Raw genomic sequence first — 14,537 nt, forward strand, 5'->3', positions numbered from 1 at the left:
ACTGGGAATGTTTGCAGTGATTGGAGGCCTGGTTATGCTGTCCAGTCACTATACACTCAATGGGATCAAGTCAAAAACTGTTGGGGATGGGCAATACGGGACCGCCCGGTTTGCGACAGAAAAGGAAATCAGGGAAATATATGCCCATGTGTCCTATGAACCAGAGCAATGGAGAACTGGAAAGCATCTTCCAAAAGAACAGGGGTTGGTAGTTGGATACAAAAAGAAAGGAAATTCCATCACAGCATTGGTGGACAGCGGGGATATTCATTGCCTTATGATCGGAGCCGCCGGCGTAGGTAAGACAGCTAACTTTTTGTATCCGAATATCGAATACACCTGTGCATCCGGAATGAGTTTCCTGACTACAGATACCAAGGGAGATCTGTTCCGGAATTATGCAGGAATTGCAAAGGACTGCTATGGATACCGGATTTCAATCCTGGATCTGCGGAATCCTACCCGTTCAGATGGAAACAATATTCTGACACTGGTTAATAAATATATGGATGAGTATTTAATGAATCCAAAGAATCTGGCAGCTAAGGCCAGGGCAGAGAAGTATGCAAAAATTACGGCAAAAACCATCATCAGTTCCGATGGGGCATCGGCCAGCAGCTATGGGCAGAATGCCTTTTTCTATGATGCGGCAGAAGGACTTCTGGCATCGGTCATTTTGCTGATTGCAGAGTATTGCCCGCCAGAGAAACGCCACATTATTTCGGTGTTCAAGCTGATCCAGGATCTTCTGGCACCATCCCCGGTAAAGAACCGGAGCCTGTTTCAGTTACTGATGGATAAACTGCCTCCTAACCATAAAGCAAAGTGGTTTGCAGGGGCAGCTTTAAATTCTGCAGATCAGGCAATGGCTTCCGTATTGTCCACAGCCATGTCGCGGCTCAATGCGTTTTTGGATTCCGAAATGGAGCAGATCCTGTGCTTTGACAGCACCTTGGATACGGAAACATTCTGCAGGGAAAAGTCAGCAATCTTTATTGTGCTGCCAGAGGAAGATAATACGAAATATTTTATGGTGTCCCTGTTTTTACAGCAGCTCTATCGGGAAATGCTCATGATCGCTGATGAATGCGGGGGAAAACTTCCAAACCGGGTGATGATGTTTGCAGATGAAATTGGAACCATCCCCAAAATTGAGTCCATGGAAATGATATTCTCCGCAGGACGTTCCAGACGGATCAGCATGGTTCCCATTATTCAAAGTTTCGCACAGCTGGAGAAGAATTATGGAAAAGAAGGTTCCAGTATTATCATCGATAACTGCCAGGACATTCTGTTTGGAGGCTTTGCACCCAACTCAGAAAGTGCGGAGATTTTATCAAAAGCACTGGGAAACAGAACCGTTTTGTCTGGTTCTATTTCCAGAGGAAAAAATGATCCCAGCCAGAGCCTGCAGATGATGAGCCGGCCGTTAATGGCTCCGGAGGAATTAAAGACGCTTCCCAAAGGTCATTTTGTGCTGGCCAAGACAGGAACCTGTCCCATGAGAACCCAGCTTCCTCTGTTCCTAAAATGGGGAATCCAGTTCGGGGAAGCCTATGAGGTGGCAGAACAGGCAGCCAGAACGGTGGCTTATGCGGACCGGTTTGAACTGGAACAGGAGATTGTACGGAGGCAGACTGCCTGTGAAGATGAGGAAGAGTGGGAGGAGGGGAGATTGGAAGAAGAGGGAACAGGAGAGAGCCAGTTTGAGAAAGCATATGAAGAGGAGCATCGAAAATGTAAATGGAGGCATGATTCCCCTCCAAGACCGCCGCTTAGGACAGACTAGAGGAGGATAGGTGTGGGATATTTTTCGAAGATTTATGCATCTGAACTGCCCCATCGGGCCAAAGCTGTCTATATGTACCTGAAAGACCGATGCAATGCAGAGGGACAGTGTTATCCGGCAATTGGTACCATTGCAAGGGAGATGAATCTGTCACGAAGGACGGTAGAACGGGCAATCCAGGACTTGGAAAAGGCTGGTCTACTTCAAAAAGAGCAGCGGTGGAGAGAAAATGGTGGCAGAAGCAGCCTTTTATATACCTTGACTGAGTACAGTTAAAAGAAAAGTGCCACCAGGGGGGACATCTGCCCTTCTGGTGGCATAAGGGATATAGCATTGTGGCGTATCCTGCTAAGAGAACACTTGAAAATTATCATAGGCAGAAAAAGAAATACTTTAGAAAGACTATTTTTCTGTATGGGAATGCCCCAGCATTTCGTGGACTGCAGCCAGGATTACTTTTTTATCTCTGGCAGTTAGCTCCATGAACAGCCGGAGGAGTTCTTGGTCTTCTTTATCGACAAAAGACAGCTGAGGATGGATCAGGGCGTCACCAGGGATGTTGAGCAGGTGTGCTAAGCGAAGCAGGACTTCCAGGCTGGGACGTTTTTCGCCTTTTTCAAGCCCCATAAGAAAGCGGGGGGTGATATCGACCTGTTCAGCTACCTGTTCCTGTGTCAAGCCTGCCCGCTTTCTGGCAGTTTTAAAAATAGCTCCCATATAAGATGTATTGAAAACCTCCACTGATAGTTCACCTCCACTGTCATTTTACAGTTCTTGTTGAAAGAAATGAACGCTCTAATAATTCTTGTTATACATGAACTAATAGTTCAAAAAAGATGGTGTGTTAACATTTTATGAATTGCTTTTTCTTTATGAAATCTTCAAAATAGAAGTTTATCCTTTTTCTTATAATTAATTATAAAGAGAGGATACGACAGAATATGAGTAAGATTTTAAAAACAACAGACCTTTGTAAATCTTTCAGCGGGCAAAGTGTCGTAAACAACTTATCACTGAATATTGAAAAAAATTCCGTTTATGGATTATTGGGGCCGAATGGAGCAGGAAAATCCACAACACTAAAAATGATCACAGGTATTTTGAGGCCGACTTCTGGAAGTATTGAATTTGACGGTCATACATGGAAGCGCAGCGATTTAAATCATATCGGAGCATTAATTGAAATGCCGCCTCTTTATGAGAACTTAACTGCCTATGAAAATCTGAAAGTTAGGACAATCATTTTGGGATTGCCAGATAAGAGAATTGACGAAGTGCTGCAAGTTGTCCGACTGACTGGAACAGGCAAGAAGCGAGCCGGACAATTTTCTCTTCAGTTTTACTGGTAATAGTGAAATTTCTCTTAAAATTTCTTTTTCCTCTAATTCGATTCCTATCACATCTACTTCTTCAATGTTGTACTTAGGATGTCTATTTCTATATCTGATTTGATTTTTGCAGATATTGATACAAACACGCATTAGCCATGCTTTTTCATGTTCTTGATTATTTAACTTAGGTTTTTTTAGTAAATATCTTACATACGTTTCCTGAACCGCGTCCTCAGCATCTTGGACATTAGACAGCATAAACACTGCTATTCGATAAAGATTGTCCATGTACTCGATAAACAATTCCTCTGTTTTCATTTATTTTTACCTCTCTATATAAAACACACCATATAAGCCGTTATGGTGACATATTATTTGAAAAAATTTATTCGGCTTTCATTTGTTTCTTTGATTCATTATTTGAATGCTAAAAAAGGCGGTAGCATATTCGGCTATCGCTGAAGTTTGATAATCAGCGTTCGATATGAACATTGCAGGATAATAGTTTCGTTATATCAGGAAAACGGTTATAAATGTAGAAAATCCCGGCGAGTGTCGGGACTTTGTGGACGGTCTGGGTAATACTATGGTATTGCTTATTCTTTTTTCAAATCGTTATGAAATCTTCAAATATGTTATGTAATATTAAATTTTATATCTAATTTTCGATTATCTGCATAAATACTATACTTTCAAGCATTTTGAAGTATAGTAAAACACTCATTTTACCACGAATTTACCACTATTGAATGAGCCTTGATATGATAATGAAACAGCACTAAAAAGACACGATTGGCACCTGCGTGGTGTCTTTTGTTAAAAAGCAGTCAATCATAAAGACTAACTGCTCTGTGTGTAAGGATATAAAATTGTTTCTAATCTTGAATAGGTATCCAAATTTCAATAATTGAATTATCACTATTCCAATGAAAACGATAATCATATTTTTCAAAGTGTAGGATAATATCTTTTATAGGAATATACGATGTACTAGGAATAATTTCTTGATAAATCTTGCCATAAGTTTCATATATTTTATCCATAGCACCAATATGCTCCACAACCAAATATTTATAAGACGGTATTTTTTTATACAGAAAGCCCTCTGGGGTAATGGCTCTTTTGGGAATAGAACAGAAATAATAAAGTTTTCCATTTCTTCTTTCCATAAAAGCATATTTTACCCAATTTCCCGAGTGTGAAAGATACGCTTTTTTCAAACTACTGTTAAACTTTCTCCAAAACTGTGTACTAATCTGAATATTCTTTTTCTGATAATCAGTAAGTTCTACTTCCTGCCCAATAACTGCAAATGCGTTTAATTCCTTTATAGAAAAATTTATCATTTTACCTTGTGAGCAGTGATAACGGTATAACTGTACGCATTTACCGTTATAATACAATTATCAATCGTTATATACCAGTTTTTTCCTTTTCTTATGATTTCCGCATTAGAAAGACTAATTCTTTCTTTGCACCATTCAATTACATTTTCTATATTCAAAGACAAATTCTTTTTAATTCTAATAACGCCAAGTTCAGTCGTGTGGAGTCTGTCTAAGTTTTCCAGTAATTCATTTTCCATATTTTGATACCTCATTTTTCAACAAATTTATTTGTATGTTTTATATCCCAATTATACCATCCTCATATCAGTATCACAATAAAATTTTATGCACCGATAATCTTGTTGAACAGCTCTAACAGTACATTAGTTTGTCATTCCAATTGGAAATTTAGGTAAGAAAAAGCAGACAATCAAAAAGACCAACTGCTTTGTGTGTATGGATATGAAATTGTAAAACTAGAGGCTGTTCATTTTTTCTTTTTAGGTTTTGGCGTTGGTAGTTCATCATACATCACATCAAATAAACCTGTCAAAAAATCTTTATTATCCACTTCTTCGATTAATAACATTTCTTTAGTATTTTCGCATGGAATTTCATAGATAACTGTTGGTATATAAGAGATTGCAGACTTTGTTGGTTTTACAAGTAGCCTATCATCATATATACCGCCAACGATTTTTCCGCGATAATAGATAGTAAATTCTCCTATCATTGCACGATATGTTATTTCTTGTAAATAAAGAATACAAAAAATGTAATTCCTATATTGCAAAAAAAGATATTCTGTTAGAGCATATGAAGATAAGCCTGTAGAAAAAGAAAAGCTGGATAAAATATTGGCTTCCGCCCATGTTGCACCAACTGCGGCGAATTTACAGCCAGTCAAATTATTGGTGGTACAGGATAAGGAACGGCTAAATAGTATTGCAAAGGCTGGAAATATTTATAATGATTACTTATAGAGCATGAAATAGGTATATGTGGAAATAATGCAGCTGCCGAATCAATCGCTTGAGTTTGGAAATTCAAGCGATTGATTCGGTATATAGGTTACTTATAAAATTATAATTATGATGAAAACGGGAACCAGCATCCAGATGACTAAAAGCCAGGGGAATTTCCGTCCTATGAACCAGCTAATGAGGATATCAATCAGTAATATCGGGATTAGAAGCAGGCAGCCGGGAATCAGCAGAGTTTCCCAGTGATACCAGTGAAAAAATCTTCCGTAAAATACAGCAGCCAGAAGGAATACGGCAGCTATCAGAAGGAGTGATCCTACAAAGGCTGCACTGCATCGAATGAACGCGTAAATCAGTGGATTTACGGGTGTAGCATGGGTGATTACAGATGTTCTCTGTTCCGATTTTGAAAAGAAGAATGACAGAAAGAACAGGGTACCAATCCATAAAAGGGGTAGGAGCCGAAGAAGATAGTCACAAAAACTTTGCACAGAAAAGGGAGCCGTCTGTTCGATTCCTAAAAGCGTTACCTGATTTAAGATCTGCCATCCGGTAAATAGAATAACGGCCAGGATACCAACAAAAAATTGATTCCAAAGAAGCCTTTTTAATTCGTAAAAAAAGATTCTAGTCAAGATTTAAATCCTCCTCTGTCAGCCCGCAGGCATCTAAAAATTCCTGTTCAGTCAAGTAGGGGTACATGGGATCCACTTCCCGGTTAAAAAGCTGGTACAGAATCTGATCCATCGCTTCCTCGCCGCCAACAAGTTCTTCTGCTTTTAAAATTTTTAGAGGCATTTCATTGTAGTACCGCATGGTAGAGAGCTGGTTGGAAATGTCCAAACGTTTTTCTTCTGGCAGTGCCTCCAGGTATTGGGGATTGCGGATGTAAAAGTTATTGTAATAGTCATCAACTGCTGTTTGCCACTGGTCAATGTAATGTTCTTTGGCATAAGCGTCTCCGTAAAGATCTTTGATGATCCGGTATGTGGTATAAACGGTTAGTCCTTCCGCAGACCAGGCACTGTCTGGCTGGGAGACATCGAACATAGCTCCAAGTCCCCACCACTGATGAACCAGTTCATGGCTAATTAAAGGGAACAAAAAGAAAGGAAAAGCACAATCCAGACGGTATCAGCGGCAGTCCACAAGAATAAATTGTGATTTCACAAGATTGGTGCTATAATAAGAGAAAAGTTCCTGCCGGGGCAGCCGCCCCGGTGGTATGGATAGGAAGGCGGGAAAGCAATATGCACATCAGCTATAAACCACTCTGGCATACACTGTTAGAGCGTGATATGAGAAAAGAAGATTTAAGGCTTGCTGCTGGTATGACAACGAATATGATTGCCAACATGAGCAAAGAGGGAAAGCACATCAGCATGGATACATTAGCCCGTATCTGCGAAACGCTGAATTGTGAGATTACCGATGTGATTGAGTTAGTATCAGACGAGCCTGCTTCCACAGGAGGTAAGGAGCATGAGCGAATTGAAACCAAGAATAACGGAAAACGGAATTGATTATATCCTTGTCGGAGATTACTATATCCCAGATTTGAAGCTGCCGGAGGAACATCGCCCTATCGGAAAGTACGGACGGATGCACCGGGAGTATTTAAGAGAAGTCCACCCAGCCAAATTGAACACCTTGACCTTGACAGGGGAGTTATGGACATACCTTGCAGACCTGAACGAACAGGCACAGGAACGGTTAGACACCATCATGGAGCAGATGAAAGATGCCGAGGGCGTGACCGAGGAATTGAAACGAACCCAACAAATGGAATGGGTGCGGCGTTGCAATAACATTCACAACCGGGCAGAAGAAATTATTTTGCAAGAGATGATTTATTCATAACGGTATGGTAGAATGATTATGACAAATAAGAATTTTTTGCTCCATACGCCCTTGACAATAGTCCTTACAATATACTATAATAGTATTTGTAAATACTATTTGTAAGAGGAGGACTTATGGAAAACAATCATTTTAACGTTGCGTGGGCGAAAAGCACTGCGCTATATACAAAAGCAGCTTCAGTACTTGGCGTCGGATACCCGGAAATGATGGTGCTGTATGCGCTGGAATCCATGGGAGAACTGACGCAAAAGCAGATCGCAGAGAATTTCGGTATGCAAAAACAGACGGTTCATACGGTCGTGAGCGCACTTCAAAAGAAGGGCTATTTACTGTTGGAGGCCAGCGAGGGCGATAAACGTGAGAAGCGGATCGTCTTGACTGAAAGCGGACAGGTATACGCCCACAGAATGATTGCGCCTTTACGAAAAGCCGAGGAGAAGGTTTATAGAACAATCGGGAACGAACGGCTCCAAGCCATGTGTGAAATTCTTGACCTTTTCAATCTTCTCTTTGAAAGAGAGCTGAGAGGAGGTCTGGGCAGTGAATAACAAGCGGACTTTCTTTCAGTATGTGATTCCGTCCGTGTTATCCTTTGCGCTTTCCGGGGTGTATGCCATCGTTGACGGTTTCTTTGTAGGCAACTCAATCGGGGATGCCGGACTTTCCGCAATCAACATTGCATATCCCATCACGGCGGTCCTGCAATCCGTAGGGACAGGAATCGGAATGGGTGGTTCAGTCAAATACTCCATTCTGAAAGCAGCAGGAAATGAGAAAAAAGCACGGGAGTTCGTTGCCGGTGCAACATGGCTGATGCTTCTTTTCAGCGCTGTCCTGACTGTCACCGTTTTCTTCACTTCAGAGAAAATCCTTTCTGCCCTTGGTGCATCGGGCGAGTTGCTTACTCTGGGAAATGAGTATATCAAGGTAATTGCCCTTGGAGCGATTTTACAGGTGTTCGGCACCGGACTGGTTCCGTTTATGCGTAATTACGGCGGTTCTTTGTGGGCAATGATCGCTATGATCTGCGGCTTTGCTACCAATGTTGCTCTTGACTATACTTTTGTGTGGGTTCTTGGACGGGGCATGTACGGTGCGGCATTGGCGACCATTATTGGGCAGGGAGTTACCATGGCGGTTGCACTCGTGTATTGCGCCATCAAAAAGAACCTCACTCTGAAAATCGCACCTGTTGATACCCCGAAAACGGCATTTCAGATATTAAAAATCGGACTTGCTCCATTTGGCTTGACCCTTGCCCCAAATATCTCTCTTGTGATCATCAACCGATTTTCGGTTTATTATGGCGGACAGGAGGCTATCGCCACCTATGCCTGTATCTCCTATATCATCTGCATTGTTTATCTTCTTTTGCAGGGTGTCGGTGATGGTAGCCAGCCGCTCATGAGTCAGTTCTACGGAGCAGGCGAAGAAAAATCGCTCAAACAAACCAAAACGCTGGCGTATGAATTTTCCATGGTTTTGGCGGTAATCAGTGCGATTCTGATTTACCTGCTCCGTGGAAAGATTGGACTACTGTTCGGTTCATCTGCCGAGGTAAACGCAGGGGTCATAAAGGTCATGCCGATCTTCCTTGTGTCGGTTCCGTTTGACGCCATCACACGAGTTTCCGCGGCGGCTTTCTACGCAACCGAAAAAAGTGTGCTGTCCTATGTTCTGACCTTTATCGAACCCATCATCATGCTGGTGTTGATGCTGATGCTGCCGCCGGTGTTTGGCGGTCAAATCACGATTTGGTGGAGCGCCGTATTTGCAAAGGTCATTACCGCATCAGTAAGCATTGTGCTGTCCGTTAGATACAGCGCACAAAGAAATCGATAACTTCCAGTTGTGTGCCCAGCTAAGGGTGTGTAGTCAAGCCGGTGGGATTCCGGTTTATCCAAGGTTTAGCCAACCAGATAATAGCGAGTCTTGGGATGATGCCGGTAACGGCATCTGACAAGCGTAGACAGCAAGAAAGCAGGGTTGAATAGTGATTGAGCTTCGAAACGTTAACTTCAGTCGGTCGACGTCTTAACTGGTGCGGAAGACAATATCATGTAATGCGATATGGCGAGTGTTATGTGGCACTGCGGAGTCAGAGAACCAATCATGTTTTACATTGTGAATACACATCAACTGGGGAGAACCTGCCATTTCTCGAAGAAGAGTATGAAGTTGCAACTGAAAACGGAGGATTTCAAATGAATGGTAGGTGGTCGGACAATCCCATAGTACTGTAGAAATCGGGCAATGCCGATGGAGGGAAGGGGATTGCATAGTAAAGGTCTTACTGAGGACACATTATCCGTACTCAGGGACGGAGGAAATAATGGAAACGAAATTAGTAAGAATAGCTGAGATATCGGCAACATCAAAACATCCTATATTTACATCAGTGTACCACTTGATAAATGAAGATATGCTGAAGCAATGCCATAAGGAATTAGATGGGAACAAAGCAGTCGGAATTGACAAGGTAACTAAGGATGAGTATGGGAAGAACCTTGATAGAAATATCAAGGAACTGGTACAGAGGTTGAAAAACAAATCCTTTAAGCCACTTCCGTCACTGAGGGTATATATACCTAAAGGAAATGGAAAGAAACGACCATTAGGGATTGCTTCCTATGAAGATAAGATTGTACAAATGGCAGTGAAGAAAATACTGGGAGCTATTTATGAACCGAGATTCCTAAACTGCATGTATGGATTCAGACCGAATAGGGGGTGTCACGAAGCAATAAAAGAAGTATACCAACGGATAAGCTATGGAAAAATCAGCTATATCGTAGATGCCGATATCAAAGGTTTCTTTGACCATATCGACCATGATTGGATGATGAAGTTCCTTGAATGGAATATACAGGATAAGAACTTATTGTGGCTAATACGTAAATACCTTAAAGCAGGAATAATGGAGCAAGGAAAATTCGAGCCAACAGAGGAAGGTTCGGCACAAGGCTCAGTAATGAGTCCGATGCTTGCAAATATATACATGCATCATGTGTTGACGCTGTGGTTTAAGCTGGTGGTGCAAAGGGAAATGCAGGGAGAGTGTTTTCTCGTCAACTTTGCGGATGATTTTGTTGCAGGATTTCAATATAAGTCAGAAGCTGAAAGATACTATAAAGAGTTAAAGGAACGAATGGAAAAGTTTGGACTGGAGCTGGAAAGTAGTAAAAGCAGACTGATTGAATTTGGGAGATTTGCAGAGCAGAATCGTAGAGCAAGAGGAGAATGTAAGCCTGAAACATTTGGTTTTCTGGGATTTACCTTCTACTGTAGCAAAACGCGAAAGGGAGGTTTCGTGCCAAAGGTACAGACTTCAAGAAAGAAGTTTGAGCTAAAGGTTAGAGCATACAAGAACTGGATTTACGATAATCGAAATCGACCAATGCGAGAAATAATTAAAGAGTTGAACGTAAAACTAATTGGACACTATCGGTATTATGGTGTTACATGGAATTTTCGGAAGATAACAACATTTCTGCATAGAGTACAACAGTTTCTATTCAAAGCCATGAATCGGAGAGGTTGTAGACGGGCATACACATGGAATGGATTTGTGGAAATGCTCAAGTATTACCCGTTAGCAAAACCTAAAACGTACTATTGTTTATATTGAAGCGAATGTTACTATGAGGAGCCGTATGCGGGAAAGCCGCACGTACGGATCTGTGAGGGGCTAAGATTGAGAGGTCTTAGTCTACTCGACTATCGTTCTGATTTTCAACTGAATAACCACAGTAAAAACCGCTGCTACATGGAAGCTAACAAACCATGCAACAGCGGTTTTTCTTTACCGTTTTTTCCTTTGGCTGATAGGCGTTCCCATTTTCTTTGATTTTTTGAGAATCCGAATGAGCCAGCGAAATTCTTCATCTGACAGATTTTTATAGTTGATACCGAGCTGCTTGCAGTAAAGGACAACGAGCTTTTCATCCCGACTGCCCTTGAAATTTTCGACCGCTTCCAGATTTTCTTTCAGTTCATCGGCAACGGTGGTCTGGGGCGCACTCTCACTGTCCTTTTTGTGAGCTTCCCGAATATCCCGGATAATGAGATTGAGGTCATCCAGAACCATGTGGCTGAAATATTCATCATCGCTGATATGGGCGGCTTGCAGCACTTTCAAATGCGGGTCATCTTCGCCGGGGCGATACCGTTCAATGATTTCATGCCGGACGGTATCGACAAGTGCATTGAGATTTTGAATCTGCATGGTGGCAATCCCGTCCACATAAATCTCAATGTCTGCAAGAAACTTGATAAAATCTTTATGTGTGGCAAGCTCACAGAGCAGACGGTTGTTAATCCGACCGCTTTTCAAAAGTGCCACCATCTCATCGTTCAAATGAAGCCCTGTTAATGGTGTGTTGATCTGTTCCCGGTTCTCTGTCCGGCACAGCAGATAATCAACGGAAACCTCATAGAAGTCTGCCAGCGTGATAAGGTTGCCATGATTGATTTCCTTATAATCCTCTTTCTCATAACTTCCAAGAGCTGATTTGGAAATGCCCGTCAGCTCTGATAATTCTTCCAAATTTAAGCCTTTGTCCTTGCGGAGTTCCCAAAGACGTTCCTGTATGGTAGTTGCTCCTTTCATGGGCGCACGCTCCTTTCCAGCGGTTGTATTTCTGCCGCTTAACTGGATTATATCACACTTTCCGCAATCGTGGAAATTTCCGATTTTTACCCTTAATTCCTACTTTGTGGACATACGGCACAGGGCACAAAAATGTTCTATGATACAGGTAGTTCATCGATGGATTATTCCAATCGAATGACCAGCCTGTGTGGGATATGCTTCCCCGGCGATGTAGCGCCATGACTTTTGGCGGGGATATGGAGGAACCCTGACCAAAACGAGCGTACCAACGGGAGCGATACGCCGCTGTGAGATTCAGGGGAGGAACGACACCGGGGAGAACTGGCGAACTGACACCGAAATGATACCGAAACACGACAATCTGATAGGGAGATAGTCTACCCTATCGCTGATACTTCGGGAGATTTTAGGCGGCTCTATGGCTGTAATTTTGCCGAAAATCGCCCCGAAACCATACACTAAAACGGGAGGAAACACAATATGCCGAGAATGAGTAAAAAGAGGAAATATGAGCTTTCCTTTTACCTCAATGACCGGGGGCGTGTCACTTACAACGAATTATGCCGGAAATGCCAGCATGGGTGCAGGCAGAGCTTCCGGGCGGTTGTGATTGACTGCCCCCGTTATTTATCCAAACGAGCAAAGAAAAAGGAGGCACACACCGAATGAATTTTGAATTTATGACGATAGACACACCCTTGCCGCCCTGTATGCCCTTTCCCAGAGCGTTGACAGGATTTCCAGTCAGCAGCACCGCAAAGGTCATGTACTGCCGGATGCTGGACGCTATGCTGTCCAAAGGGCAGGAGGACGAGAACGGAATCCTGTTTGTCTGCTTCCCTGTCACAGCCATTGCCGCAGTCCTGTCCCGCAGTCCCATGACGGTCAAGCGTTCTCTGAATGAACTGGAAACCGCCGGACTTATCATGCGGGTGCGTCAGGGCGTTGGAGAACCAAACAGGATTTATGTGCTGATACCGGGAAAGGAGGACGCTGCCCTTGCCTGATACCTCAAAGCTGGAAAGGCTCAACCGGGAGATGGAGAAAAGCGAAAAGAAACTGCGGAAAGCCATCAATGATGAAAAGGCATTGCAGCACCAGTTAAAGCAGCTTACCCGAAAGGAACGGACGCACCGGCTCTGTACCCGTGGCGGTATGCTGGAAAGTTTTCTGCAAGAGCCGGAACGCCTGACAGATGATGATGTCATGATGTTGTTGAAACTCATTTTTCACAGGCAGGACACGCAGGAACTATTGAAAAAACTGCTGGAACGGGAGAAGCCGGAAACCCCTTAGTTTACTAAGGGCGCAATTATACACCACCCAAAGGTTGGTGCATTGCGTTCTCCGAAGGCTCCTCGCCGGAGGGCTGTGATTTTCCGCAGTCATGGTCTGCTTCAAATCAAACAGGAGACGCTACGCTTCCCCTGCGCTGGCTGCCGCCAGCTACCCTTTTGTGGACCTGCCCTCTGGGGACACCTTGCGCTGCAAGCTGTTCCCAGCCGACAAGTAAAATATGGCTTGACTTAAAATTTTTATTCAGTTACCCTTAGATAAGAGTTACCGGTAGCTCTTTACCTAATCAATAAGGAGCGTGTAAAAATGTATCATGCACATTTTAGGGGAACACACTACGAAGCTGGTTTTCGGTGGGGTTCCTTACTGTTAAAACACAAAAATATAATTTTGGAGAACATACCATTTGAAATCACACAGGAGCGGATTGACTATGCTTTGTCCTGCCTTCCGATTTATGAAAAGTATTACCATGAGATTATGGAAGAAATTCAAGGTCTGGCAGATGGACAACAATGTGATGTCCGTATTCTGCAAGCTGTATTATTTAGTATGTACTCTATGCCGCCATCTTGTAATTGCTCTTGTTTTGCTTTTACAACGGAGCATGAAATTCTTCTGGGACGAAACAGTGATTTTCTGACAGAAATCGAAAGACTAAATCAGAATGTAGTTTATAAATTGACAGATGGAGTTTATTCTTTCACAGGAAATACAACTGCTTTTGTTGAGATTGAAGATGGCGTTAATGAACATGGTTTAGCGGTTGGTCTAACATCCGTCTATCCTAACCAATGCAAACCGGGATTTAACGCAGGTATGATTGTCAGATACCTGCTGGAGAAATGTAAAAATGTATCGGAAGCTGTCTCCTGTTTATATCAACTACCGATTGCTTCAGCGCAAACTTTAACCTTAGCTGATGCAATGGGGACGATAACAGTTATAGAATGTAATGCGGAACAGATAAAAGTAGAAAAGACATTGAATAACAATCTTTCTTTTGTCTGCGCAACAAACACTTTCCATTTTCCAGAAATGATAGGCTATAACAACGATAAAATTGATAATTGGTTTGCAGAAGAACGGTATCAAACATTGTATTCAGCTTTTAACAGAAAAAATGGAGGTTTCAATCTTCCATTTGCAGAAAAATTGTTGTCTGGGGATTATGGTTTTCTCTGCCAGTATGACAGAAGTACTGGTAAAGATACTGTCTGGTCAGTCATCTATGATATGAAACGACACAAAATTTATCGAAGCGAAGGGAATCCCGGACGACACAAATTCAAAGAAGATACTCGTTTTCAGTTTTGATTTTTCAAGCTGATATAT

At 42.4% G+C, this 14,537-nt stretch carries 18 protein-coding genes and 2 pseudogenes; 13 read left to right on the forward strand and 7 right to left on the reverse strand.

The annotated features are described in order from the left end of the window. The first annotated feature begins 7 nt into the window (after nucleotides 1–7). Both DWZ45_RS00795 and DWZ45_RS00800 read left to right on the forward strand, forming a co-directional pair. Nucleotides 8–1,789, forward strand: a complete 1,782-nt coding sequence (locus tag DWZ45_RS00795; protein WP_117498687.1) for a VirD4-like conjugal transfer protein, CD1115 family — start codon at nucleotides 8–10, stop codon at nucleotides 1,787–1,789. Nucleotides 1,790–1,801: 12 nt separating this feature from the next. Continuing rightward, nucleotides 1,802–2,065, forward strand: coding sequence for a helix-turn-helix domain-containing protein (locus tag DWZ45_RS00800; RefSeq protein WP_117498574.1), 264 nt, complete (start codon nucleotides 1,802–1,804; stop codon nucleotides 2,063–2,065). A gap of 126 nt (nucleotides 2,066–2,191) precedes the next feature. On the opposite strand, the gene DWZ45_RS00805 is transcribed toward DWZ45_RS00800, so the two are convergent. Then, complete coding sequence (locus tag DWZ45_RS00805; RefSeq protein WP_117498576.1) at nucleotides 2,192–2,530, reverse strand: helix-turn-helix transcriptional regulator; 339 nt, start codon at nucleotides 2,528–2,530, stop codon at nucleotides 2,192–2,194. A 200-nt stretch (nucleotides 2,531–2,730) separates the two neighbouring features. On the opposite strand from DWZ45_RS00805, the pseudogene DWZ45_RS00810 reads away from it, so the two are divergent. Beyond that, nucleotides 2,731–3,123, forward strand: a pseudogene (locus DWZ45_RS00810) (ATP-binding cassette domain-containing protein); the annotation flags it as partial. 872 nt (nucleotides 3,124–3,995) lie between these two features. On the opposite strand, the gene DWZ45_RS00820 reads toward DWZ45_RS00810, so the two are convergent. From DWZ45_RS00820 to DWZ45_RS00830, 3 genes are all read right to left on the reverse strand, one after another. Further along, entirely contained in the window at nucleotides 3,996–4,466 is a 471-nt protein-coding gene (locus DWZ45_RS00820; protein WP_117498580.1) for a GyrI-like domain-containing protein, read from the reverse strand. Further along, nucleotides 4,463–4,705: a DUF3781 domain-containing protein gene (locus DWZ45_RS00825; protein ID WP_066545556.1), complete on the reverse strand. Its 243-nt coding sequence runs from the start codon at nucleotides 4,703–4,705 to the stop codon at nucleotides 4,463–4,465. The genes DWZ45_RS00820 and DWZ45_RS00825 overlap by 4 nt, the downstream gene beginning before the upstream one ends. 230 nt (nucleotides 4,706–4,935) lie before the next feature. After that, nucleotides 4,936–5,223 (reverse strand): competence protein TfoX, encoded by a 288-nt coding sequence (locus tag DWZ45_RS00830; protein ID WP_117498689.1) that lies wholly within the window; start codon nucleotides 5,221–5,223, stop codon nucleotides 4,936–4,938. Here DWZ45_RS00830 and DWZ45_RS00835 point away from each other — a divergent pair. Then, nucleotides 5,222–5,419 (forward strand): annotated as a pseudogene (locus DWZ45_RS00835) (nitroreductase family protein); the annotation flags it as partial. The gene DWZ45_RS00830 and the pseudogene DWZ45_RS00835 sit on opposite strands and share 2 nt — an antisense overlap. A 104-nt stretch (nucleotides 5,420–5,523) precedes the next feature. Here the strand turns inward: DWZ45_RS00835 and DWZ45_RS00840 are convergent. Next, nucleotides 5,524–6,066 (reverse strand): hypothetical protein, encoded by a 543-nt coding sequence (locus tag DWZ45_RS00840; protein ID WP_066545577.1) that lies wholly within the window; start codon nucleotides 6,064–6,066, stop codon nucleotides 5,524–5,526. Next, nucleotides 6,059–6,481: a hypothetical protein gene (locus tag DWZ45_RS00845; protein ID WP_182426600.1), complete on the reverse strand. Its 423-nt coding sequence runs from the start codon at nucleotides 6,479–6,481 to the stop codon at nucleotides 6,059–6,061. Before DWZ45_RS00845 ends, DWZ45_RS00840 begins: the two co-directional genes overlap by 8 nt. A gap of 200 nt (nucleotides 6,482–6,681) precedes the next feature. Here DWZ45_RS00845 and DWZ45_RS00850 point away from each other — a divergent pair, with 200 nt between their 5' ends. The 5 genes from DWZ45_RS00850 to ltrA all read left to right on the forward strand — a co-directional run bounded on the left by DWZ45_RS00850 (nucleotide 6,682) and on the right by ltrA (nucleotide 10,922). Beyond that, on the forward strand, nucleotides 6,682–6,954 hold the full coding sequence (locus DWZ45_RS00850; RefSeq protein WP_009274451.1) for a helix-turn-helix domain-containing protein: 273 nt from the start codon (nucleotides 6,682–6,684) through the stop codon (nucleotides 6,952–6,954). After that, entirely contained in the window at nucleotides 6,914–7,291 is a 378-nt protein-coding gene (locus DWZ45_RS00855) for a TnpV protein (protein ID WP_009274452.1), read from the forward strand. Before DWZ45_RS00850 ends, DWZ45_RS00855 begins: the two co-directional genes overlap by 41 nt. 116 nt (nucleotides 7,292–7,407) lie before the next feature. Then, nucleotides 7,408–7,842 (forward strand): MarR family transcriptional regulator, encoded by a 435-nt coding sequence (locus tag DWZ45_RS00860; RefSeq protein ID WP_003020286.1) that lies wholly within the window; start codon nucleotides 7,408–7,410, stop codon nucleotides 7,840–7,842. Continuing rightward, nucleotides 7,835–9,136 (forward strand): MATE family efflux transporter, encoded by a 1,302-nt coding sequence (locus DWZ45_RS00865; RefSeq protein ID WP_003020289.1) that lies wholly within the window; start codon nucleotides 7,835–7,837, stop codon nucleotides 9,134–9,136. The genes DWZ45_RS00860 and DWZ45_RS00865 overlap by 8 nt, the downstream gene beginning before the upstream one ends. A 490-nt stretch (nucleotides 9,137–9,626) precedes the next feature. Beyond that, nucleotides 9,627–10,922 (forward strand): group II intron reverse transcriptase/maturase, encoded by a 1,296-nt coding sequence (gene ltrA, locus DWZ45_RS00875; RefSeq protein WP_118340612.1) that lies wholly within the window; start codon nucleotides 9,627–9,629, stop codon nucleotides 10,920–10,922. Nucleotides 10,923–11,096: 174 nt separating this feature from the next. Here ltrA and DWZ45_RS00880 read toward each other — a convergent pair whose 3' ends face one another. Beyond that, nucleotides 11,097–11,903, reverse strand: coding sequence for a helix-turn-helix domain-containing protein (locus tag DWZ45_RS00880; protein WP_118467128.1), 807 nt, complete (start codon nucleotides 11,901–11,903; stop codon nucleotides 11,097–11,099). 483 nt (nucleotides 11,904–12,386) lie between these two features. On the opposite strand from DWZ45_RS00880, the gene DWZ45_RS00890 reads away from it, so the two are divergent. The 4 genes from DWZ45_RS00890 to DWZ45_RS00905 all read left to right on the forward strand — a co-directional run bounded on the left by DWZ45_RS00890 (nucleotide 12,387) and on the right by DWZ45_RS00905 (nucleotide 14,519). Beyond that, nucleotides 12,387–12,575 (forward strand): hypothetical protein, encoded by a 189-nt coding sequence (locus DWZ45_RS00890; RefSeq protein ID WP_055058411.1) that lies wholly within the window; start codon nucleotides 12,387–12,389, stop codon nucleotides 12,573–12,575. Beyond that, entirely contained in the window at nucleotides 12,572–12,913 is a 342-nt protein-coding gene (locus DWZ45_RS00895; protein WP_003020305.1) for a DeoR family transcriptional regulator, read from the forward strand. The genes DWZ45_RS00890 and DWZ45_RS00895 overlap by 4 nt, the downstream gene beginning before the upstream one ends. Continuing rightward, nucleotides 12,906–13,202 carry a DUF3847 domain-containing protein gene (locus DWZ45_RS00900; RefSeq protein WP_039959346.1) on the forward strand — a complete coding sequence of 99 codons (297 nt, stop codon included), beginning with the start codon at nucleotides 12,906–12,908 and terminating at the stop codon, nucleotides 13,200–13,202. Before DWZ45_RS00895 ends, DWZ45_RS00900 begins: the two co-directional genes overlap by 8 nt. A gap of 306 nt (nucleotides 13,203–13,508) precedes the next feature. Further along, nucleotides 13,509–14,519 carry a C45 family peptidase gene (locus tag DWZ45_RS00905; RefSeq protein ID WP_004841069.1) on the forward strand — a complete coding sequence of 337 codons (1,011 nt, stop codon included), beginning with the start codon at nucleotides 13,509–13,511 and terminating at the stop codon, nucleotides 14,517–14,519. The last annotated feature ends 18 nt before the right edge of the window (nucleotides 14,520–14,537 follow it).

This window comes from Clostridium sp. AF32-7AC (genome assembly GCF_003477925.1).
Lineage (GTDB): Bacteria > Bacillota > Clostridia > Lachnospirales > Lachnospiraceae > Otoolea > Otoolea fessa.

Excerpts from the sequence above, each read along its gene's own strand:
- DWZ45_RS00855 (WP_009274452.1), top strand. The coding sequence starts at position 6,914 with ATGAGCGAATTGAAACCAAGAATAACGGAAAACGGAATTGATTATATC.
- DWZ45_RS00845 (WP_182426600.1), bottom strand. The coding sequence starts at position 6,481 with ATGTTCGATGTCTCCCAGCCAGACAGTGCCTGGTCTGCGGAAGGACTA.
- DWZ45_RS00820 (WP_117498580.1), bottom strand. The coding sequence starts at position 4,466 with ATGATAAATTTTTCTATAAAGGAATTAAACGCATTTGCAGTTATTGGG.
- DWZ45_RS00860 (WP_003020286.1), top strand. The coding sequence starts at position 7,408 with ATGGAAAACAATCATTTTAACGTTGCGTGGGCGAAAAGCACTGCGCTA.
- DWZ45_RS00895 (WP_003020305.1), top strand. The coding sequence starts at position 12,572 with ATGAATTTTGAATTTATGACGATAGACACACCCTTGCCGCCCTGTATG.
- DWZ45_RS00905 (WP_004841069.1), top strand. The coding sequence starts at position 13,509 with ATGTATCATGCACATTTTAGGGGAACACACTACGAAGCTGGTTTTCGG.
- DWZ45_RS00850 (WP_009274451.1), top strand. The coding sequence starts at position 6,682 with ATGCACATCAGCTATAAACCACTCTGGCATACACTGTTAGAGCGTGAT.
- ltrA (WP_118340612.1), top strand. The coding sequence starts at position 9,627 with ATGGAAACGAAATTAGTAAGAATAGCTGAGATATCGGCAACATCAAAA.
- DWZ45_RS00890 (WP_055058411.1), top strand. The coding sequence starts at position 12,387 with ATGCCGAGAATGAGTAAAAAGAGGAAATATGAGCTTTCCTTTTACCTC.
- DWZ45_RS00825 (WP_066545556.1), bottom strand. The coding sequence starts at position 4,705 with ATGGAAAATGAATTACTGGAAAACTTAGACAGACTCCACACGACTGAA.
- DWZ45_RS00795 (WP_117498687.1), top strand. The coding sequence starts at position 8 with ATGTTTGCAGTGATTGGAGGCCTGGTTATGCTGTCCAGTCACTATACA.
- DWZ45_RS00880 (WP_118467128.1), bottom strand. The coding sequence starts at position 11,903 with ATGAAAGGAGCAACTACCATACAGGAACGTCTTTGGGAACTCCGCAAG.